14 protein-coding genes are annotated in these 22,814 nt (G+C 35.0%); 13 read left to right on the forward strand and 1 reads right to left on the reverse strand.

Annotated elements, in window-relative coordinates; genetic code table 11:
- The first annotated feature begins 106 nt into the window (after positions 1-106).
- The 11 genes from HW279_RS05720 (at position 107) to HW279_RS05790 (ending at position 17,168) form a co-directional block, all read left to right on the forward strand.
- Positions 107-592 carry a hypothetical protein gene (locus HW279_RS05720; protein ID WP_255495782.1) on the forward strand — a complete coding sequence of 162 codons (486 nt, stop codon included), beginning with the start codon at positions 107-109 and terminating at the stop codon, positions 590-592.
- Between the two features lie 67 nt (positions 593-659).
- Entirely contained in the window at positions 660-3,713 is a 3,054-nt protein-coding gene (locus HW279_RS11105; RefSeq protein ID WP_255495783.1) for a hypothetical protein, read from the forward strand.
- A gap of 1 nt (position 3,714) precedes the next feature.
- Complete coding sequence (locus HW279_RS11110; protein ID WP_255495784.1) at positions 3,715-4,806, forward strand: hypothetical protein; 1,092 nt, start codon at positions 3,715-3,717, stop codon at positions 4,804-4,806.
- 591 nt (positions 4,807-5,397) lie between these two features.
- Positions 5,398-5,784, forward strand: coding sequence for a lipocalin family protein (locus tag HW279_RS05745; protein ID WP_178958285.1), 387 nt, complete (start codon positions 5,398-5,400; stop codon positions 5,782-5,784).
- Positions 5,785-5,923: 139 nt separating this feature from the next.
- A complete protein-coding gene (locus tag HW279_RS05750) occupies positions 5,924-9,277 on the forward strand; it encodes a hypothetical protein (protein WP_178958286.1) in 3,354 nt (1,117 codons plus the stop codon).
- Between the two features lie 9 nt (positions 9,278-9,286).
- On the forward strand, positions 9,287-13,792 hold the full coding sequence (locus HW279_RS11115) for a fibronectin type III domain-containing protein (RefSeq protein WP_255495786.1): 4,506 nt from the start codon (positions 9,287-9,289) through the stop codon (positions 13,790-13,792).
- Between the two features lie 9 nt (positions 13,793-13,801).
- Entirely contained in the window at positions 13,802-14,074 is a 273-nt protein-coding gene (locus HW279_RS05770) for a hypothetical protein (protein ID WP_178958287.1), read from the forward strand.
- Positions 14,052-14,267, forward strand: coding sequence for a hypothetical protein (locus HW279_RS05775; RefSeq protein ID WP_178958288.1), 216 nt, complete (start codon positions 14,052-14,054; stop codon positions 14,265-14,267). Before HW279_RS05770 ends, HW279_RS05775 begins: the two co-directional genes overlap by 23 nt.
- Before the next feature lie 52 nt (positions 14,268-14,319).
- Positions 14,320-14,583, forward strand: a complete 264-nt coding sequence (locus tag HW279_RS05780) for a hypothetical protein (RefSeq protein ID WP_009412280.1) — start codon at positions 14,320-14,322, stop codon at positions 14,581-14,583.
- Positions 14,584-14,719: 136 nt separating this feature from the next.
- Positions 14,720-16,600: a hypothetical protein gene (locus tag HW279_RS05785; RefSeq protein WP_178958289.1), complete on the forward strand. Its 1,881-nt coding sequence runs from the start codon at positions 14,720-14,722 to the stop codon at positions 16,598-16,600.
- 1 nt (position 16,601) lies between these two features.
- The gene (locus HW279_RS05790; RefSeq protein WP_178958290.1) at positions 16,602-17,168 is read left to right on the forward strand and encodes a hypothetical protein; all 567 of its coding nucleotides are present in this window, start codon (positions 16,602-16,604) and stop codon (positions 17,166-17,168) included.
- Positions 17,169-17,295: 127 nt separating this feature from the next.
- Here HW279_RS05790 and porV read toward each other — a convergent pair whose 3' ends face one another.
- Positions 17,296-18,399 (reverse strand): type IX secretion system outer membrane channel protein PorV, encoded by a 1,104-nt coding sequence (porV, locus tag HW279_RS05795; protein ID WP_178958291.1) that lies wholly within the window; start codon positions 18,397-18,399, stop codon positions 17,296-17,298.
- Positions 18,400-19,022: 623 nt separating this feature from the next.
- On the opposite strand from porV, the gene HW279_RS05800 reads away from it, so the two are divergent.
- Both HW279_RS05800 and HW279_RS05805 read left to right on the forward strand, forming a co-directional pair.
- Complete coding sequence (locus HW279_RS05800) at positions 19,023-20,360, forward strand: PKD domain-containing protein (protein ID WP_178958292.1); 1,338 nt, start codon at positions 19,023-19,025, stop codon at positions 20,358-20,360.
- Between the two features lie 3 nt (positions 20,361-20,363).
- Entirely contained in the window at positions 20,364-22,808 is a 2,445-nt protein-coding gene (locus HW279_RS05805) for a TonB-dependent receptor (protein ID WP_178958293.1), read from the forward strand.
- Positions 22,809-22,814: the final 6 nt, after the last annotated feature.

Raw genomic sequence — 22,814 nt, forward strand, 5'->3', positions numbered from 1 at the left:
AAACATTTGATACTCCTAAAAATAATTGGGGAAAAATTAAAAGCTTTATAAAAATAATGGTAATAGAATTATGGTAATAAAAACGAGTAAGACAGCTAATATAATAATGGCAACCTTTTTTGGGATAATGTGTTTTCTAATGTTTTATGAAAGTTGTTATAATTCTGAAAAAGAACAGAATAGTAGGCGTATATATGAAGAAAATACTTCTTATTATATATCAGGTCAAGTCTTAAAAACAACTGAAATCTCATCAGAAAGATATTGTCTTTATGTAAGACCTGATTCTATCAATATAGGAAAAATCTCACCAGATCTATATTATTTTTCAGGAATTTATGATAAAAAGAATGATATTGTTCTTGTAGTTGCCCATTTAGCTTTTATAGATAAAAAACATCAATACAAAAATGAAAAATATCCTTATATTATAGCTCAGTTTGATAGTGATAAAAAAATAGATACTTTAATTCACTCAAATGATGACTATGGGTTTCGTGGTGTAAACAATTTAATTTATGTTTCTAATAAGTTTTACGGAGATTTTCTCACTAAACAGATGGATACGATGTCTGACGCTATAAAATTCTGAAAAAACAAATAATGTTCCTTGACATATTGAACCTTTTGATATTAGCGACCAACTCAAAAACGGCACTTTGCGCACAGAAAACGAGTTTGGCGATCTTTCTACCTATAGCCCTGAACAAAATGCAGTCATTGCTAAATTTACAACCAACAGAAAGCCAAAAGAGAACACTTATTACATCTTTTTGGTAAACGACGGCACAGGCAATCACGGCTATATGCGATTAGGCGGGCAATACGGCTTTGTATACAGCACCAATGCACGCACCATAGCCCACGAACTGGGGCACGGCATTTTTAAACTCGAACACCCTTTCAAAGGTAAAAATGCCGACAAAGGCAAAGCCTCTGCCCTAATGGATTACAATGAGGGACAAGACTTCTTCTACCGCGATTGGAAGCAAATCAACGACCCTAAAGTAAAACTCTATGCCTTCCAAGGACAAGGGGAAGGAGAGTTTGCAGGTAAAATATGGCTTACTCCTGATTGGCGACCTTTTAAATATGATAGATCCCATATCACAGCTATTGATAGAGAGGAACTATCAGAAATACCACAAGGAGCTTTGCCCGCAATTTTAGGAGAAGATAAAAAAGCCTACTACGCCGAGTTCTCTAATAAAGAATTTGTAGGTTATAAAAATTTAGATGGACTCTTTTTAAAACTTGATTATCAAACATCAATAAATGATGAAACAGAAATTTATCTATATAGAACAGGTAATTTTTGTGGTAGTGATACTTACTATAAAACCACTTGGAGATATATTAAAGATAAAAAGGGAACTGTTAGTTTTACAGTAACTCCTATTACTTTTGTAAATACAGTAACCTGTACCAATGCTAACCCGACAGTCAATCCTTGTGACAATTTTAGAGTAATTAAAACCTCTGACCTTGCTGAAATAGAACAATATCGTAAAGATTTAAAAGAGTATTTAGCAAATGCTATTAAAAAAATAGCAACTTCACGAAAAAAAGAAGTTGTTGCTGTTGGGCAATACAACCATATTGTAAATAACTTTGTAACTAATGTACCTGAAAAACAACTTTATGAGTTAGAGGAAAAATTACATCTATTATCGTATTATACAAAAATAGATGTAGTACTTACATTTTTACCATTAAGAAAAAATTCCTATATACCAGAGCATATACTTTCCGATTTAGCACAAAAAGCAATAGAGGGCGTTTCTGGCAATAAGTCTGATCGTAAGTTAGTATATTTAGTGGTAGCTTCCTCTGAATATGAGTCTATTTTCAAAGAAGGTACTATTAAAAAACTAAATTGCTATACAATAAGTTTTGCTCAGACAGATAATAGCATTATCCGAAGCAAATATAAAGGGAATTCCATTTTTGAAAAACTTCTTACCCTATATCAAGATATTCCTAAGCCTTTGATAATGAATAAATATTATCAATATGCTGATGGAAGTGTAAGAAATTATACCTATAAATCAAAAGAAAACTTACGAGGTTATCCTTTTATTAAAAGTTTAACTTTTTACCAGTCAAAAGAGTTTAGAAGAAATAAAAGTCTACTTCTTGATTTTGATTTAGATCCCCAGCTTTGGAAAATAAAAAATGAGACACGTTTAAAAGAAAGTCTAAAAGGTGAATACGCACAAGATGGATTGAAAAATAAAGCACTTTGGGAAGAAGTAGACATTCATCAGTTAGGCAGGTTTAGAGAGGTGTATATGGATTATGGAATAGACAAAACACCTAATTATCCTCTCTACCTATGGCAAAACTCAGTTGATACTTGGCAGTTTAAGAATAAAGTAAAAATAGCCTTAGAAAAAGGAACGTTCCCTCCTGAAGTCTTTTATGATTTTGAAAAACTAAAGGTTTTAGACGATGCCGTTTATGGCACTTTAGATATCATAAGCCTTATTCCAGGGGCTGATATTTTCACCGACCCTCTATGTGCCGCCTATGCCTCTGCGCGCAACGATGCTACTAATTTAACAATTTACTCAGCTGGAGCTATCTTGCCTTTTGCCAGTGGTGCCTATATAAGAGGAGGGGCAAAAGCTCTCAATGAAGAGATTATGGTTGTCGTAGCTAAAAAAGCTGACAACGGCGAGGTTGAGTTAGTTTACAAAAACATAAATGATATAGCCCCTAACGAGCTTTATATTGCCACAACTATCGACAACAAACAAACCCAAGCCTTTTTAGATGAAACTAAAAAACAGTTAGACCTTCATTCTATAAACACTCAGTTAGATAACTTAGGAAAAACTGGAAAACAAATAGCAAATCTTGCTGAAGACCTCTCTAAAAAAACAAACAACATACTTACTAAAGCATTCTCCGAAGGCTCTAAGTTTATAGATGATAAGAAAACAATAGAAAAAATCACTCATTATTTAGCCCCTGAAAACGCTGAAAAACTAAAGGCTATTGGAGGAGAACAAGGACTAATAAATTTCTTGAAGAAATATAAAGATGCTCCTTGTGGTAATTGTAAAGATGCAGGAAGGAAAATTTTTGGAGGTCGCACCATAGATGAGATGCTCGAAAACTATGTAGAAGTAGCCCATACTTTTAGAAACCGTCCTGATTTATGGAAAAAAATAGAAGAAGGCGCTTTAAGTAGCAATGCCGCTATGCGTGAAGGTACGCAGCATATGTTATCCACCTTTAAGAAAAACCCTAAAAAATATACACCTGAAAACATTGAGCATATAGATATGAAGTTTGGAAAAGCTTTAGATGATATCTGTCCCAACTGCCGTTATGATGTGAAGTTTAACAATAACCGAAATGAAGGTCTACCTTTATTTGAAGAGTTCAAAAGCTATAATACTGAAACTTGGAGTAAAATAGCTAATGATAAAGGGTTTATCAAGCAATTTGAAAGCTACTTGAACACAGAAGGTATCGAAAAAATAGAAGATTTAGCTTATGTGATTAATAGTAATAAAGCTAATATAAATGACGTAAAACAAGCTTTTAAAGAATTGTTTAAGCGTAATAGTAATGAAATTTTAAAAGTCATGAGTCCTAAACTAAAAGAAAGTTTAGAGCTTATTCCACCTAATCATAAAGTAAGATTAGAAAAGTTGATAAACGATACAAATTCAGCACTCTATAACTTTATAAAAACAGAATAAAATGTTTAAACTAAATTCTAAAATAGATAATGTAAGAGATTATGTTATCTATAAAGGTAAACCTTATTACATCAATACATCTGATGAAATTCAATGTGGTGAAAAAAAACAGATGCTTTACAAAACGCCACTAAGTCCGCTTGTTACTTTTAATGGTAAATTCTATTGTAGTGAGTGGGAGAATAATTATAAAATTTTCGACGAAAATTTAGAATTAATAGAAGAAGGAAAAGACAAAGCTTTTTTGTATTTATCTAAAGAGTTTTTAGAAACTTATTTTTTAGATGAACAACAAAAAATATTCATTACAGCTCTCTTGGATAGAGAAGAGAATCTTATGGTATTGGGAGATATAGATCGATCTGCCATAAGTGTTTTCTCAAATGAATATATATATATATATATATATAAGAAAAATAAAATATACGATGATGTAATGTCTATCAGAGCCTTTTCTATTCAAAAGAAAGAGCATTTATGGGAGTTTTCTCTTGCTTCATTTGGAAAGTGGAAAAATTCGTGGGATGAAGAAAGATATTTTAAGGTATATAAACTTATAGGTATATACAACAATATTTTTTGGGCTTTTATAGAGTTGGGGGGCTTTGTAGGTTTAGATATTGAAACAGGAGAATTAAAATACCGTATTCCTGAATATGATCAAGCTATAGGAAAAACTATTTGCAAAGGCAAAGATTTTTTTAGAAGTGATTATTTCTTAAATAGTGAAAAAAGAAAAATTCTTGGTATGGCTATGGATGTCTTTATTGAAATAGATTTAACCCAAGAGCCTCCTTTTGTTACTCAATATGGCTTACAAGAAGAGTTTGAAAAGTACAACATCAAAAAAGCAAATGATACCGCAACGGATTATGTTGTTCAAGATGATTTATTGTATTTTTCCCTCTTTAATCAACTAAGATTTGGTATTTTAGACATCAATACTAAGGAAATTATCTATATTTCAGATCCTATTGCTGTAGTGGAAAGAGATGATTGTTTTACCCAGCTTAAAGATTTAAAAGTCTCAGAAAATAAGGTGTATATCTTAGATAGTAACCATACTTTGCATATTTTTGAACGTGAAGAATAACGGTTAAACTATATGAAAAGTAAGATCTCATCATACAAACTATTTGCTAAACAATACGTCTCTTGACATACTGAACCTCCTTTTGATATTAGCGACCAACTCAAAAACGGCATTTTGCCCACAGAAAACGAGTTTGGCGACCTTTCTACTTATAGCCCTGAACAAAACGCAGTTATCGCTAAATTTACAACCAACAGAAAGCCAAAAGACAACACTTAGTAGCTTTATTACTTTTAAAAGATAAGAAAACGAAAATATAAATAAATGGGGAAGGTGCTTTTTGCTTGAAGGAATCTTATGCTTAGCTTATAGAGAGCTTATAGGAAGCTTATACGAATCTTGGAAGATTGGTATAGAAAGGGTGTATAAAGAGTTGATAATGAATAGCTAAGAGTGAAGAATTAACAGTGATTTTAGAGAAATAAAGCGAAAGAAAAACAAAGGGGAGAAGGAGAGAATATTTTTTTAGATAAGTTTTCTGGTACAGAAAGGGAATAAGTAGATTTGTAAGAAAATATCTCACATATTATTTGCACATCTCACAAAAACAGCTTACCTTTGTCGCATTAATAACACTTAAAAAAATGTACGATGAAAAAAATCTTTACTTTGGCTTTTGTAGCCTTAACACTATTAGCCACCGCCTGTGGAAAAAACAATAATGACACCCCTTCTACTCCCCAAAATGATGCTAAAAAAGCATTGATAGGTACGTGGAAAATTGAAGCTTCTTTTGTTAATGGAAAAGAAATAGAGCTTACAGAATGTAGTAAAAAAGAATACTTAGAAATCACACAAGATTCTTTTAGTGTGTTCTTTTCAGAGTCCTGTATTTTAAAAGAGACTAAAAATAGCTATACTGTATTAGGGAATGTTATTACCCTTGATAATGGAATTAAAACTACTTTTAGTATTGAAAATAATAAACTAACTATTATACCAGATGAAAATAACAAGACAATTTATTTAAAAAAATAACTTTAAGAAGCTGTTTGAGTTATATTGTTTTGCTCCAAACTTTTCAGTACAAAACTTAAAAAGATTTGAAAAACACTAACTTTATGTACTAACAGTTATTACATTTAGTAATACTAATATCCCATCTATTCGTTGAAGTATGAAAAAAATCTTATTTTTATATATAATATTGAATTATTCTTCTTTATTAGGTCAAAATGATTTTTTACCAATTGGTGTCCATGAGCAACTAAAAAAAGATTATATGTATGCTTTAAAAATATCAGATTTAAGTTTTCATATTACAAAAAGGTCAGAAGGAATTTGTTATAATGGATGGAATATCAAATTTACTAATAGATCAAATAATCCTACTATAATATACAATAGAAATGAACAAGATGTAGATAATTTGGAAGGTATTTTTTTTTCAAATTCTGAAATTATAGAAGTTAGCTACTATGCAAGAAGTACTGATAAAAGAAGAGATTGGTGGAATTGGCGCTGTGATCAACATGCTATTATCAATATAAAAAGAAATAGGTTTCAGGATTTAGAAAAATGTAGAAAACACTCTGTATATACAATTGGTAGGCATGGAGGGAATGAAGTTCGAAATAAATTGTCTTTTTACTATGAAATACTTCCCCTTCACACTTTAAAAACCTCTGATGCCAATAGTGCTAAACATCTTCCTATTGAAATAGAAATTCCTTTAATAGGAAAAGAAGGATTTGCTTCTGATTTATATGAATTTCGTTATAAAGAACCTGGTAAAGATTGGAAAACTCTAAAAGAATCTCAATACTCACGTCATAGTTGGTATGATTATCCTCATACAATTTACACATCTGCTTCAAAGATATTTGGCGCAAAAGCAGAGAGTATGATAGGTAAAACCATAGACTTCCAAATAGTTTCAAGGGATAAAGATAATGGCAATGTATGTTCTACTTCAAATATTATTCCTCTTATAATCACAAAATCAGCTCCTTTTATTGGTGTTATTGATATTAAAAATCCTTTGTGCTACAGTAATGAGCCCACGGCTACTTTTACTGTTAAACTCGGTAGAAAGTTATTAGGTGACCTGCAAAAATATAAAACAGATAAAAATAATTATTTAGGAGAAACCTTAAAAATCACCATTCAGAGAAAAGACAGTAGTAGAGCAGAAAGACCTGAAAATTTACCAGAAGAGGAAAGTAAAACAACTGAATATTTTTTACAACATGATCGTATTGAAAACGTAGTATTACACACGGCTTCTGTAACAACTGACTACACAATAAAATTGAAGGGAAATCTTTATTATTTAAATAGTGAAGGCAAACGAGCTAGTATCCCGTTGTATTCTGATCACTATATGCATAGCTATCCCTTTACCATAACTGTTCCTAAACCTCTTACAGCCTCTGCTTTTCCAACAGACAATAAGTGTTTTGGAGATACCAAAGGAAAAATAGAAGTCCGAGTCTTAGGCGGTACCCCTCCTTATAAATACGTTAAGAATGATGAGCCCCCTGTAACGGTTGGTGGGAATAGTTTTTTCCTTACAAATTTACCCACCGGTATTTACACCCTTACTATTACCGACAAAAATAATTGTCAAATTCTTAAAAATGGGGTAGTATCTCCTGTGGTTGTAAAAATAGGAGGTCCTGCAAAGCCTATTACTATTGTTAATGAAGGAGAGCCAGATTTTGTTAAGCACGTTAGTGGTTATAAAAGAAGTAATGGTTCTATTACAACTATTATTACAGGAGGGACTCCTAAGAAGAATGATTTGCTAGAATATACTGTTAAAATAGAGTCAGATAAAGGAATAAAAAGGGAGATCTCTTTATATGAAACAGACTCTTCTAGAAGAGGATTTAAATCTACTTTTGAATACCTTGATGCTGGTACTTATACGCTTACTATTATAGATGGCAATGATTGTACACTTACTAAGAAAATTACCATTACTGAGCCTGATGAACTTATCATAAATAGCATTGAAGCTACACCTATCAGCTGTAACCCTCGTAATAGTGACCCCAATAATAATTCGAGCATCAATAGTAATGGTACGCTGACGGTAAATGCTAAAGGAGGAGTACCTACTTACAGATATGTATGGAAAAGATTTAACAAGCCATATACCGAAACAAGAAATAAGACTATTACAGATCTTGTAGATGGTATCTATCAAGTAGAAGTTATAGATGCTAATGAAAATAAAGCTGTCGGAACTTATACTCTTACTTATCCTGACCCTCTTTACTTGAAGGTTACTAAATCAGAAATGACCTGTAGTGCTCCTAATGCGGGACAAGCAACTGCTATAGCCTCTGGAGGTACGCCTCCTTATACTTATCTTTGGAATACAGGGTATACAGGCGCTCATATCACAGGACTATCAGCTGGAAAGTATTTCGTAACCGTAAGTGATAGTCGTGGTTGTTCTGTGCAAGAAAAGGTAGTACTTTCTTATCCTGAGGAAGTAGAGGTAAACAATGCTATCATCACTCCTGTAACCTGCTATGAGGGGAATGATGGTAAGATAGCGCTTACACTCTCAGGAGGAAAAGGAGCTGTTAATGTTTTGTGGTATGATGCTGATGGTACTCTCATTACACAAGGCACTACTAATGGAGGTAAAACTATCAGTGGGTTAAAAGCAGGTAAATACAAAGCAGTATTTCGTGACCAAAGCGACTGTCCGGCGTTAGAGCAGTTTTACGAAGTATTGCAACCTGAAAAAACGGTTATTAATATTCCTTCACAAATCACGATATGCCAAGGCGACAGTCGATCATTCGATTTAAGTACAGCTTTTCCTTCGGCTACTTTCCGTTGGACAGATAGCACAGGTAGCCTCCTTAGTACCGAACCTACCTTTACCGTATCGACAAAAGGTAATTATAAAGTAGAAATTACTGACCAGAAAGGCTGTAAAGAGGCAACAACCTTTGAAGTTTCACAAAGTGATAAGATATTAGAAGTAGACTTTTTGGCTGCTACCAATTCATATTACAACTATACAGTAAAATTGGTAAGCTTATCTCACAGTATCACTACCCAGTGGGTATTACCTCGAGAAGTGACTCTTATCAAAGAAGAAAATGGAGCTGCAGAAGTGCGTTTTTCTAACGAAGGGACTTATACCATAGGCTTAAAAGGCTTTTTGGACGGTTGTGAGAAGACCGTATACAAAACGCTTTGGGTAGAAAAAGACCGATTGGGTATCGGTAAGGAAAATACATCTAAAGAAGTACTTATAGATGATTTTGGTATTTTTAGTAATCCTAACAATGGAACTTTCCGCATAAGGGTAAATCTCAAGAGAGCTTCTGCGATAAAGGTATATTGTATTGATATTTTAGGCAGAGAGGCTTTTCCTGCGATTGAGCAACCAGAAGGCACAACTTTCGACATTCCTATTGAAAATAGAAGAATATCAGCAGGACAGTATTTGGTTATTTTAGAGGCAGGGGGCGATGTGATGGTGCAGAAGATGATTGTAAAATAATTAAAAATAATGCTCCTCCGTCGTTACATACTCCTCCTTCTTACCTTGCTGAGTTTCACTCTGCAAGCTCAGCAGTATCCTGTGGACGTGCAAGTGTTTGTTACTCCGCCCTATCCACAGAGTCTGAGAGGGTATGCCGACACCTTTGAACAGAAGATACAAGCACACTTTTTGCTTAAAGACCTCTCTACCGGCGGACGCCCTTTTGTACTCCGCTTCTCGTTAGAGGACTTCCAAGGACAAGTCATTGCCCAAACACCCGATTATATTACCCCCTATTTGGTAAACCTATCCCCAGGTGTACGACGCACACTTACCAATATAGATTTCAAGACCCTACTGCGCTACGAGAATCTCTACGGTATTAATGAGACGACTTATAACGGACTACTTCCTGAGGGTACTTATTTTATTGGCTTGTCGCTTTACGACGTAGCTACTGGACGCCCTGTGTCCAACAAAGGACGCGCGATGATACAAGTGCGACGCTACTCACCTCCTGTGCTTACGATGCCTCAAAAAGGAGAAGTGCTTACCAAAAAGAACGCTTTTCAGCATATTGTTTTCCAATGGATGCCCCGCGATATAGCCCCCTTTATGCAGTATGAGTTCACCCTCAAAGAAGTATGGGACTTGGCATTGGTGCCCGAAGAGGCGTTTATGACGGGACGATTGGTGTACCAAACTAAAACCTTTTCACCTGCCTTGGCATACACTAATATGATGCCTATACTGTTGGAAAACAAGCGCTACGTATGGCAGGTACGAGCTTTTACAAATAACCCCAATAATCCTAACGAACAGTCGTACTTTAAAAACAACGGCAATTCCGAGACATTTTACTTTGATTTAGTCTCTCATTGTGAAGCGCCGAAGTTTCTCACTGCGATAACCGAAAGCACCTCGGCACAACTGCGCTGGAGTGCTCAGGCGATGATGTCTAATCAGGAATACCCGTACAAGGTTATGTACCGCGAGAAAGGCAAGACGTGGAAATCGCAAAAGGTGAGTATGCCCTATGCCAAAGTTACAGGACTCAAACGGGGACGCACCTACATCTACAAAGTGGGCGTAGCCTGTGGCTTAGAAACAGCCCATAGTAGCTCGGTATTTGGGGAAGAGAGCTATATGTATAGCACCGAACAGGAGTTCACTACCACCGAGCAGATAGACGAAAAGAGTCAAGTACAATGTGGGGTAAAACCCGAAATACGCATCAAGAACACTAACCCACTACAGGACAACCTGTATGCTAACACGACCTTTACAGCAGGCGATTTCCCGGTAACGGTGCTCAACGCTACGGGTAGCAATGGTGTATACTCAGGAGAAGGCTATGTGAAAGTGCCTTATTTGCAAGACACTAAGATAAAGGTAGTGTTCAACGGCATCAAGCTCAACACCGAACGGCAACTCATAGACGGAAAACTCGTAACCACTTATGATGAGACGGAGAGGAATGTGGAGTTTCTACAAGAAGCCTTTGGAGAGATTTTTGGAGATAAAGGCAAGAAAGACCAAAAGATGCCTTTTGAGGTATCAGAAGTACAAGTAGACACTCTTGGACGCATTATTGTTATAGGTAAGGTAGACCCTAAGACCGGTATAGCCCCAAAAGTAACGTTACCTAAGGGCAGAGACTATGTAATTACCGATAGTAAAGGAAAAGTCTATCAGTTAGATGAGAGTGGCAAGGTAACTGCTGAAGGAACAAGAGAGCAAGGCACTCAGTTAGCCCAACAAGCTGGAAAGGGAGAAAGTAAAAATCCGCCTATTAGCAACAAACATTTTAAGGTAGAATGGCTCTTCAACGATGAGTTAGCAAACGACACCACTGGAGAAATACCTTATAAAGCGCTTGTAAAAGGCAAAACCTCCAGCTTTGAACTGCGCATACACCCCGCCGACACTACCAAATACGATTTCTTCTTCCATACAGAAAATGGTGTAAAAGTAGAGGCTGAAAGCAAAGGTGAAGGACTATATAAAATCACTCGTAAGGGAGCTTTCGACTTTGCGCAGGAAGAATTATGGGTCGTTGCCAAAGAAAAGAAAGACAAAAAAGGCAAAAAAGAAGAACTCATTGGCAAATGTATTTTAGTACACCTCTCGCCTAAAGAAGTAAATGTAGCTTTAGTGCCTACCCGAAGCGGACAAAACCTTCAAGAGGCAATCGCTCAAGTACAACAGATTTATGAAAAAGTAGGGGTAACACTACACATCACCACTGAACCCCCTTTTGATATTAGCGACCAACTCAAAAACGGCACTTTGCCCACAGAAAACGAGTTTGGAGACCTTTCTACCTATAGCCCTGAACAAAATGCAGTCATTGCTAAATTTACAACCAACAGAAAGCCAAAAGACAACACTTATTACATCTTTTTGGTAAACGACGGCACAGGCGATCACGGCTATATGCGATTAGGTGGGCAATACGGCTTTGTATACAGCACCAATGCCCGCACCATAGCCCACGAACTGGGGCACGGCATCTTCAAACTCGAACACCCTTTCAAAGGTAAAAATGCCGACAAAGGTAAAACCACCGCCCTAATGGATTACAACCAGGGGCAAGATTTCTTCTACCGCGACTGGAAGCAAATCAACGACCCTAAAGTAAAACTCTATGCCTTCCAAGGACAAGGGGAAGGAGAGTATCATTATAGTTATTCATTACAGAAACTATTGGAGTGGCTTAAAAAGAATAAGGGAAAGATTGTGAATTTTGATCCTCTTAGTACAGAATATAGATGGTCAGGTTCTAAAGAAAAAAATGCTCCATCAGATACAGAGTTTGTAGACAATAATAAACAATTGTTTTTTATTAAGTCTCTAGATGTTCGTAATAAAACAGCAAAAATAGATCTATCTGCAATAGGAAATGTAGTATTAAGAACAGGGTATAGTGTAGAATTTGGTAGAATGACTACTACTTTCTATATGGAAATTTACTATGCACAAGGAAAAGATTATGCTATAAAAATTACTACCGAAAAATACTATATACTAAAAAAATTACTTGATTATATTGGATTTGATATTACCAAAGGTAGTAAAGAATACATTGTTAAACAGTATAAAGAGAACTTAAAAAGTAGTGGTAATTATGATTGCAATAAAGTAGATGTTATTTTTGAAGATATACCCTCTTTCGTACTTCCTAGTTTAGACAACAATAGTAAATGGGAAAGTTTAAAGAGTTTGTTAGAATGTTCAAAAAGTAAATGGGGAGTTGATGAATACCGTGCAATCTTAAACTTATTAAATGGATTTGAATCATCGTTTATTTATAAAAAAATACAAGAAAATAAGATCACATTTAGAAAACTACTAAATGAAATTCCAAAACGTATATTCTCTGAGTACTTATACGCTTTTAGTAGGATAGGAAGTGATGTTTGGACAGAAAAAGAATTACACGGAATAGGGAATACTTATGCTTTTCCTTTTGAGTATGACGTTGAAAAACCTACAACAGTATTTAGTTTAGAGAAAAAAAATTACTACGAACGTTGTATAGGACTTTATGCTCCTGAAGATAAAGATAATTTTACTATTACAAAGTTTAGGTTAGGAAATAATTGTTCAGTTTTTGAATATGGACTTAATATACTTGCAGTAGAAACTACTGGTAATACGTTATCTTCTTATGATTATTTTTCTCCTATTCACGTGTGGTTTGGAGATGAATATTCTATTATATTGCCCGCTTTTGTAGCCTATGAATTAGTAACAAGAAATGCTCTTGAAAGCCCTCAAAAAGAATTTCTTAAAGAGGCTTCTTCTCTTATGCTACCAGAGCTTACTTTGGCAAAATTTAAGGGGCTTGGCAGTATTTTTAGGTATAGAAAAACTACAAAACCTTTAGCATATGTAGAAAAAGGAGTCTCCAAGACAACTAACATAATAGGAAAAACTGATGAAGCTACTACATATATAAATAATTTATTTAAAGGAGCTAGGGAAAGAGCAATAGCTAAATTTGGTAAGGAAGCAGAAGAACTTATCTATTTCAAATTTAATAAAGACGGAGGAGCTGCTGCTGAAATTATAGACCACTATGGGGCAGAAGGACTAAAAGCTCTTAAAAAAGCAAATAAAATAGATGATGTAGCAAATGAATTAATAAAAGGGAAAATAGCTTACAGACATATAGATTCTAATGTGTCATATTTGGAGGGGTTAAAAAAATCAGGAAAAATACCCGAGAATGTTAATGATATCTATTTCAGCTTAGACAGAATAGATGACCCTCTAAAGGCTATTGATAAAATGCAATTAAATGCAGAGAAAACGGATGCAGTATGGAGGTTAGAATTTGATGCTAATCAATTAATTGGAAAAACTTCATTTCCAAAAGCAAAATGGAATAAGGCTGAATATATAGAAGTTATAACGAGGAGTTATCCGAATTTTGGAAAAGGAGGGGCAACACAATTTATAACTAAATCCGAAATTAGACTAAAAAGGATGATTAATCTAAAAACAGGTGAAATAATCAATTTTAAATAACACTATGCTATGAAACGTTCAAAAATAATAGAGATAATAATTGATAATATTTGTCATGATCCCTCTGCCTATAATCCTAAATGGAGATGGAATGCCTTCTCTAAAAATATCAAAGCTGAATATCAAAAAATTTTACCAATTCTCAAATACTGGGAAGAAAAAAACTATATTTCTATAATAAATGATGATGAATATATATTTATGCTATTTCCCGAAAATTTACCCGCAAGAGATGTTCTATTATTAGAAAGTTTATCTTATGAAAACAAAAAAAATTATTGATGATTTTCTATATAAAATAGAATTTTTTTACAGGAATTTTGGAAACGAATGGTCTATTAGTGATTTTACTCAACATGAAAAACAAAAGAATGTAATAAAAGAGTTTTTGCCTTTTTTAGAAAAAAAAGGGATTATTGAAATTATATCTGAAGAGAAGTTTAAAATTATAGACTTACCTTCTAATAGATTATGACTCTTTCATAAATTATTAAAAGTATGAGGAAAATAATAATATTTAAAGAAATATGAAGCGTAAAAATCTTATCAAATTACTAGTAGACACTATTTACCGTGATAATATTTATTTAATAACTCCAATAATAGATTGGGATTTAATGGATATAGTGAATAAACATTTCAGAGATAATTATAACAAAGTGCTACCTGTTTTATTAAAGTGGCAAGAAAAAGAATATATTTCATTGATAAATGACGATAATGTTATTTTTATTTTTTATCCTGAAAAATTACCTTTAAAAGAAGATTTGTTAGCAGAGAGTATTCTATAAAATATTAATGTTTTTATTTGTAAGATAGAATTATTTTATACAAGTTTAAAAGGTTGTATGATTACAAACCTTAAAACAACGTTCCTTGACATATTGAAATAGACCCTTCGTGATGTAGCCACGAATGCTCACTGCGATGACCGAGGGCACCTCAGCACAATTGCGATGGAGTGCTCAGGCGATGATGCCTAATCAGGAATACCCGTACAAGGTGATGTACCGCGAAAAAGGCAAAAGCTGGAAATCGCAAAAAGTGAGTATGCCTTATGCCAGAGTTACAGGACTCAAACGCGGACGCACCTACATCTACAAAGTAGGCGTAGCTTGTGGTTTAAACGCAGCCCATAGTAGCTCGGTATTTGGGGAAGAGAGCTATGTGTATAGCACCGAACAAGAGTTCACTACCACCGAGCAGATAGACGAAAAGAGTCAAGTGCAATGTGGGGTAAAACCTGAGATACGCATCAAGAACACTAACCCACTACAGGATAACCTGTATCCTAACACCACCTTTACAGCAGGTGATTTTCCGGTAACGGTGCTCAACGCTACGGGTAGCAATGGCGTATACTCAGGTGAAGGCTATGTGAAAGTACCTTATCTGCAAGACACTAAGATAAAGGTAGTGTTCAACGGCATCAAGCTCAACACCGAACGGCAACTCATAGACGGAAAACTCGTAACCACTTATGATGAGACGGAGAGGAATGTGGTGGAAATCAAAAGTCTGAGTGGTGTAATTAATGATGTTAAGAATATCTTTAAAAAGAAAAAGCTTACAGAAGAAGATGTTAAATCTCTTCAAGAATTAAAGAAACAATGGGATTTCTATTTAAGCAATGCTGATGAAATAGGTATTTCAGAAGAAGACAAAACGGCTTTTAAAGAAATAGGAGCTAAGATGTTTTCTGCCTCTACTGGAAAATTGTCTAAAGAAGAAAAAGAAACTCTTATGACAAATACAGAAAAGGCTGAAAAACTGTATGATAAATATAAAGTAGGTTTTGCTGAACAAAAAGAAAGAAAAGAGTTTGTATCAGAATTTGAGGAACTTATAAATAGTATTTCTGATGAGAAAGTAAGTACTTTATATGTTACTGTTTCGGATAGCATTCCTAATAAGCTAAAAAAATATAAAATATTAGAAGGCGATCCTCCTTCAGAAAAAGGGGAGTATATAGGACATATAAAAATAGGGAAGGAGGCTAATCCCACATATTATATTTGGACAGGGGAACTATGGTCTAAAATAACAAAAAATAAAGATGGTACTTATACCGCAAGAGCTTATTCAAAGATTCATAAAGATATTACAAAATCTATTACTTGGAATGAAAATACTTCACTTGAGGAAATAGAGAAGAAATTTCTTGGAGCAAAAAATAGTGCTAATTTTATTGAGGGATTTAGAGAATTATGGCCTTCTTTTGAGATTGCTTTATCAGTGGGAGCAATAGCTCCTTCAAGTACTTATTATAAGATATCTCAAGGGAAAAAGGTTTTTGAATTAAGACAAGTTCGAGCTGTCAAATCTGTTGCTGTTCCCAAAGTGGTAAGTAAATTGGTTGAAAAGCTTAATTTAGGAAAGTTCGTTAAAAAAATAGGAGATTATCAAGTTTACGAAAAAGGAGAAGTGTTTTATAGGGCTATGACAAAAACAGATTTAGAAACACTAAAAAGTACAGGAAAATTAACAGCTTCCTCTGAAACATTCACTTCTCCAACTCTTTCATATATTAAAAACACTGGTTATAATGGGACTATTGTAAAGTTTCAGATGAAAACAGGAACAATAGACAAATTAGTAAAAATAGGCGTTAGGAATGATAGTGGGGAAAAAATGATGTTTAACTTTTCAAAAATGGATAGAGTAAAAAAAGGATGGACAACTAATAATGCTTTATCTAAAACGGAAGGTGGAAATTACAATATAGAACAAGTTAATATAGGATTAGGAAAAGGAAAGGCATTAGAGACTTTTAATGAGAATATTATTAATTTTGAAATAATAAAATAAAATGGAAATAACAGAAAAAGATAAAGAACTAATACTTTTATTATGTGAAAGAAAAATTTCTATTGAAGATTTTAAAACTCTTACAAAATTTATAGCAAATAAAGAAATCTTAAAGGAATTATTATATGAAACAAAGAATAGAATTAATGAGTATAATGACAATAATTACTTTGAGGCTCTTTTTTGGCGTTTACCTAAAATTTTGACTTTTAAGGAAAAAGAGGAAATATACCAAGAGTTTTTATTACAAAAGTTTCATCATGAACACGAAGAGATGGCAAGTGCCTTTCAGACTATTTTTAACAACAATACTGAAAACATTCCAATCCTATTAAAAGCAATAGACAACATTCCTGAGTATTTAGAAGACGACGACTTCAAATATCCTTATATACGAAAAATCATTTATGCTATAGGAGCTCAACCACAACCTGAGAGTCTTTTAGCATTAGAAAAATTGGCATCTGAGACTAATGATATAAAAATAAAGGAATTGGCTTTACATCAGCTTGAAAAGCGAAAGGAATTGGGACGATGGGAATATGAAAAGAATCTCGAATCAAAATGATGTTTGATGTTTAGATTAATGTCCCTCCGCCTTATCATATTAATTCTCTATTCATTACTTGGTTTTATAGTTTTAAGCTAAAAAAACTGTAAGAGATGTGATGGTGCAGAAGATGATTGTAAAATAATCACTGTTGCCCAAAGCGGTAAATTAGGTTAATTTTAAAGGTGTTGAATGGATTGTTATAGGTGGAGAATGAAAAAGGATAAGCTACGTCCATTTGCCAATTGTTAAAGGCAAAACCTGCTCCTATGGATAGAAACTTTCGGTCGCCTTTGTCCTTGTGTTGGTAGAAGAATCCTGAGCGCAAGAAAAATGATTGGTTATACTTGTATTCCAAACCTACTGCCCAATTAATCTCGTGAAACTCTTCACGGAAACCATTAGGAGCATCGTAGAAAGAGGTTATTAAGGCTTCTATAATATCTTTGTCGGGGACACCTTGCTCATTAGGGGTAGGCACAAGGTATTTCTGAGCTTCTATCGAGAATTCCCACTCGTTATAACTATCGGTTTGCAATAAAAAACCTGCTCCTAATTTCAGTTGGGTGGGAAGATAGAAAGACCTGCCCAAGTCGTCGTACTTCACCTTTGTTCCCACATTAGAAAGTTGGAATCCCCAAGTGTATCGGTATAACAAACTACTAATAAAGTGCTCTTGTGAATAAAAATAGCCTGCTATATCAAAAGCTAATGCTCGGGCAACACTCTTCCCTTGCGAAGGAATAGATAGTTGTGAGCTTAAAAAACGAGAGGTAACCCCCATAGCGAACGATTGACTTAATTGTAAACTATAAGAGCCCTCCAATGAAAGCTCAGTAGGCTTGAAAGTGCCTAACATATACGATTGTTGCCCTATGTCTTGGGTTAAGTTCACATCACCGATACTGAAATATGAGAAATTTGCCCCGAAAGCATCGCGTATTCTCTTTTTGTAAAAAGTAATCGCCCCTAAAAACACATCGCGCACAGCTCTGTGGGTGAAGGGCATATAATTAATAGCTACTGCTGAAGAAGTAGGCAGAAAGATATATTTGGAAGCATTCACTCTTTGAGAAAACACATCGGGAGAGGAAGCTACCCCTACTTCTCCTTTTCCTGCTGATATAGCATCAGAATTAAGGATTAAGAACGGAAAAGCGGTAGAAATAGACTTTTCTTCTTGACAAAAGAGGGGTGTTTTCGCAAACAGAAACACACAGAGGAAACAGAATAACCGAGTGCAGTTCATTTTATAGTATTTTTGCAAAGATACATCAAATAGTTGAATTATACAATTTTTTGTAAAAGAGGAGCGAAAAATTAGCAAATTAGGTGCGAGCCACACAGGTAGTGTGAGCCACACGGGCAGATTAATTAGTAAATTAGAAAATGAGAGAATTAGAAAATGAGGAAATTAGCAAAAGGGTAGTGATAAAAAAGGTTTTTTAATAGGTCTTACTTGTTGGACAAATCGGACTGGTCTGAGTTATCGGAGGAAAACGAAAAATATGAAAAGTGTATTGGGAGGTTTTTGGGAGAAAAAAGGCTGTAAGGAGGGTGGGGGTAGCTTATAGAGAGCTTATAGGAAGCTTATACGAATCTTGGACGATTGGTATAGAAAGGGTATATAAGTAATTGATTCATAATATAGTACAACAACACCAAAAATGCTAAAAACGAGGTTTCGAGGCGAAAGAAAGAGAAAAGATAAGAGTAGCACAGACAGGTGTGAATCATAGGGTAGGGGGAATTAGCAGATTTTTTAGTTCTTAGAGGGTTAAGGATGACATATTAGACTTAAAAAAAGTAAATGTTTTTTAGGTTTATTCTGTAAAAAGTATTACTTTTGTAGCCGTTTTAGAATATGATACAATGCGTTTAGTTTTAAAGATAGTAATTTGTTTAGCACTATGGTTTTGCTTTGCTTGTGAGCAAGAGCAAAATATGCCTATTGAGGGTGATTTTAGCATTGCAATGGTAGATGATAATTACAATGTTCCAGCACAAGTGCGCATCATAAACAAAATCACAGGAGCTGATGCCTTTCAGTGGGAATTTCCTAACGGTAGTTATACTTCTTCTAATGCCTTTTATCCTGAGGATATTCGTTATACCGAGCCCGGCACTTATACTATTAGAGCACATACCACCAATTTAGACGGTGAGGCGCGCACTTTCCAAAAATCGTTTACAGTTTATCCTGAGCTATCGGCTTTGTTTAGTTTTACTCAACAAGGGAGTGATATAGCACCTCTTACGCTTACTCTTAGCAACCAAAGTGAGGGAGCGACTACTTATCAATGGTCGTTTGAAGGAGGAACGCCTGCTTATAGTTCGGAGAAAAATCCTACGGTAACCTTTGAAAAAGGGGGGATATTTACATTGCGATTGGAGGCGAGCAACCACTCTCAGCGTCGGGTAATGGAGAAAACAGTAGTAGTACGTGCGCCTTTAGTTGTTGCTTTTGAAATGACCAATGAATACCCTCATAATACACAAGCCCCTGTACGCTTGTTCTTGAAAAACCAATCGATAAATGCCACTGCTTATCGTTGGAAAGTGAGTAGCGGGGCTTTTCAGCAAGAGAGCACTGATGAAAATCCATCGTTTATACTTCCTACCGCAGGAACGTATCAGATAGAGCTTACAGCTAATAACGACAAGCAAACTTTATCTGAAGGAAAGAACTTTACGGTAACAGCAGGTGATAATCTTATTACCTTTACAGATATAAAATTAGGTATCAATACTAATAAAACAGTAGGTTGCTATTTTTCTTCTTTTTTAGGGGAGGTACTAAAGCCTAATGAAGTAACAGCGGAGAACGGCAGGCTTATTGATTTTGTATATTTCGGGCAGAGCACTTCTTTTGCTTATAATGTATTCTTATCACCAGATGAAGCACAAACAGCTGTTTTTGACCCTATTCCCAATGCTACAAAAAGTTACTTTATCAACAAACAAGAGAATAAGGGGCAGGTGTTTTTCTCAGTAGCTGATTTCGATGCGCTTTCTTCGGGCGCTACTCTATCTTCATTGTCTATTAAATCTAATAGCAACAAAGCACCTTTCAATAAGGAAATGGCAAATAGAATTGTGCTTTTTGAGACAGCTAACGGGCGAAAAGGAGCTATTAAGATTAAGGAATACGTAAGCAATGGTGCAGAATCTTATATAGTTGTTGATATTAAAATGCAAAAAAATCATTAATCAATGGCGCGAACTTACCTACTTGTATTCTTTGTATTACTTTCTCTACCTCTTTTAGCTCAGCAGGTAGATTTAGAGAATATAGATACTCAGCTGAAAGAAAAACTCAAGAAGAAACCTTTTTCTATCTCGGGGAGTGCTTCGGTAAGTGGTGTGTATAACCAGGCGTCTGATAGTCCTACTAATGAACCTTTCTTGTATTTCTTCAATGGTAATATCACTTTGGGCTTTTACGATTGGACGATGCCTATTAATTATCGATACACCAATCAAGGAGATGCTTTAGACTACCAAATTCCCTTTAAGTTCAATCGCCTAAGTCTGCACCCTAAATACAAATGGATTTTAGCGCATATAGGCGATGTGAGTATGAGTTTTTCTCCTTATACATTCAATGGTCTACAATTCACAGGAGGAGGCTTAGAGCTTACTCCTGAAAAATATCCTTTAAGAGCTTCGTTTATGGGAGGTAGACTTGCCAAAGCAACTGAATACGACGGTCGCCCTCAAACCATACCTACCTATGAGCGTTGGGGTTATGGCACGAAGCTCTCCTATAAAAAAGAAGATTTAGAAATAGGCGGAATTCTCTTCTTTGCTAACGATAAAGCTAATTCTCTATCGGTACCTATTCCCGATGAGAAGAAAATATATCCACTATCTAACCAAGTGTATTCAGGATTTGCTAAATATAAACCTCTGCATTTTGTGGAAGTGTTTGGTGAATATGCTTTGAGTCTTTTGGGCAATACTCAAAGCCAAAAGCAGGATTTTACAGCTTACAACGCAGGTATTAACTTTATTTTCACGAAGGCGAGTGTAGGGGTGCGTTACGAGAAAGTAGACCCCGATTACAAGACCTTAGGGGCTTACTATTTTGTAAACGATATGGAGAATATCACCCTAAACAGTTCGTTGAATTTATTTAATGGCAATGTGTCAATAGCTACTAGTATAGGACGACAACACGACAATTTAAACCAACAAAAACCTAAACAGTCCAACCAGTGGGTAGGTTCAGCCAATGTAAATGCCAAGGTTACGTCTAAACTATCTCTTTCAGGAAGTTATAGCAACTTTACGATGTTTACTAATAAACTTATCAATCCTTTTGATAGAATCAACAATCCGCAACTCTATGAACACCCTCAAGACTCTATCAACTACCGACAAGTATCACAAAACACGAATGCCAATATAGCTTATGCTATAAATGAAAAACAGAATATAACTCTTTCATATTCTTTTAACGATGTGGTGAACAAACAAAATGACATAGTACGCAGAGGAGGTATTTCGCGCTTTCACAACGCGGGTGCGACTTATATACTACAATTCCCTGAAAGCAAACTCAGTTTGTCTCCTTCGTTCAACTACTCGTACAGTATTGTATCAAGAGAAAAAACAGAAGTGATGGGACCTTCGCTTACAGTAGGTAAAGCGTTTTTTGAAGACAAACTCAACACGACACTGTTAGGAAACTATAGTATTTCACAATCGGATACCTCCAAAGGTAGTACAGCTAATGTGCAACTAAATGTAAACTTTCTCCCTTGGAAAAACCACCAGTTTACCTTGAGCGCCTTACAGTCATTCCGCAATGCTGAAAGTGATACTCAAAACACTTCGGCACAAAGTACTAATGTGAGTGTAGGCTATACCTACCATTTTGAAAAGGTAGAATTGCCTTTCCCATCGTTTAAGTTTAAGAAAAAGGAGAAAACTCCTAAAGAGAAAAAGCCTCGTAAGGAGAAAAAGCAAAAAGTTGAAAAAGCAGAAGACCTTGAGAGAGCTAAGGATACTATTTCATTACAAGAGGAAAAAGTAATGCCAGAAGTTCCTGCAACTACCGAAGAACCTATTGAACAAACAACTAAAACTACTGAAGAAGTGGTAGTTATAAAAGATATACCTGAGCTTTCAAACATCACTGATTTGAGTTTTATGGGAGAACTGAATACTCAAATTGCAGAAGTACACCGTCAGTTGCAAGTAAGCGCTAAGAAAGATAAGAAACGTTTGTTACAAGAACAAAAGCTACTTGTAGAAAAAGCTAAGAAGCAACAAGCTGACTATCGTTATTTTGTATTCCGTTGTTTGAAGAATTTGTATAAACAGGCATTGGAGAGTGATGACAAGTTTAAAGCAGACCTCTTTGCTAAGAAACAAGCCTATGACTTGAATAATACTGCTGAAAATCAAGAATTGCTATACAAAGCAGAGGAAGGCTATCAGGCACATCTTTGGATGCTTAATGAGCTGAAAGATATTACTATGGAACATTTGATTCAAGAAAAAGGACTGCTGAGCAACTTTGCTGAACAACATAAAGAAGAGATTTATCAAACCATTGCTCAAAAGCTATCCCCTCAGCAAAAAATGGACGCTATCTCAGTGTTATTAGCTGATTTTTACCACAAAGCTTTTTTCAATAGCAGTAGTAATTAGTTCAGA

It is taken from the genome of Capnocytophaga sp. oral taxon 903, from assembly GCF_013394785.1.
In the GTDB taxonomy this organism is placed as follows: Bacteria; Bacteroidota; Bacteroidia; order Flavobacteriales; family Flavobacteriaceae; genus Capnocytophaga; species Capnocytophaga ochracea.

Excerpts from the sequence above, each read along its gene's own strand:
- HW279_RS05775 (WP_178958288.1), top strand. The coding sequence starts at position 14,052 with ATGAAAACAAAAAAAATTATTGATGATTTTCTATATAAAATAGAATTT.
- HW279_RS11110 (WP_255495784.1), top strand. The coding sequence starts at position 3,715 with ATGTTTAAACTAAATTCTAAAATAGATAATGTAAGAGATTATGTTATC.
- HW279_RS05750 (WP_178958286.1), top strand. The coding sequence starts at position 5,924 with ATGAAAAAAATCTTATTTTTATATATAATATTGAATTATTCTTCTTTA.
- HW279_RS05805 (WP_178958293.1), top strand. The coding sequence starts at position 20,364 with ATGGCGCGAACTTACCTACTTGTATTCTTTGTATTACTTTCTCTACCT.
- HW279_RS05785 (WP_178958289.1), top strand. The coding sequence starts at position 14,720 with ATGACCGAGGGCACCTCAGCACAATTGCGATGGAGTGCTCAGGCGATG.
- HW279_RS11115 (WP_255495786.1), top strand. The coding sequence starts at position 9,287 with ATGCTCCTCCGTCGTTACATACTCCTCCTTCTTACCTTGCTGAGTTTC.
- HW279_RS05790 (WP_178958290.1), top strand. The coding sequence starts at position 16,602 with ATGGAAATAACAGAAAAAGATAAAGAACTAATACTTTTATTATGTGAA.
- HW279_RS05800 (WP_178958292.1), top strand. The coding sequence starts at position 19,023 with ATGCGTTTAGTTTTAAAGATAGTAATTTGTTTAGCACTATGGTTTTGC.
- HW279_RS05720 (WP_255495782.1), top strand. The coding sequence starts at position 107 with ATGGCAACCTTTTTTGGGATAATGTGTTTTCTAATGTTTTATGAAAGT.
- HW279_RS05745 (WP_178958285.1), top strand. The coding sequence starts at position 5,398 with ATGAAAAAAATCTTTACTTTGGCTTTTGTAGCCTTAACACTATTAGCC.
- HW279_RS05770 (WP_178958287.1), top strand. The coding sequence starts at position 13,802 with ATGAAACGTTCAAAAATAATAGAGATAATAATTGATAATATTTGTCAT.
- HW279_RS05780 (WP_009412280.1), top strand. The coding sequence starts at position 14,320 with ATGAAGCGTAAAAATCTTATCAAATTACTAGTAGACACTATTTACCGT.
- porV (WP_178958291.1), bottom strand. The coding sequence starts at position 18,399 with ATGAACTGCACTCGGTTATTCTGTTTCCTCTGTGTGTTTCTGTTTGCG.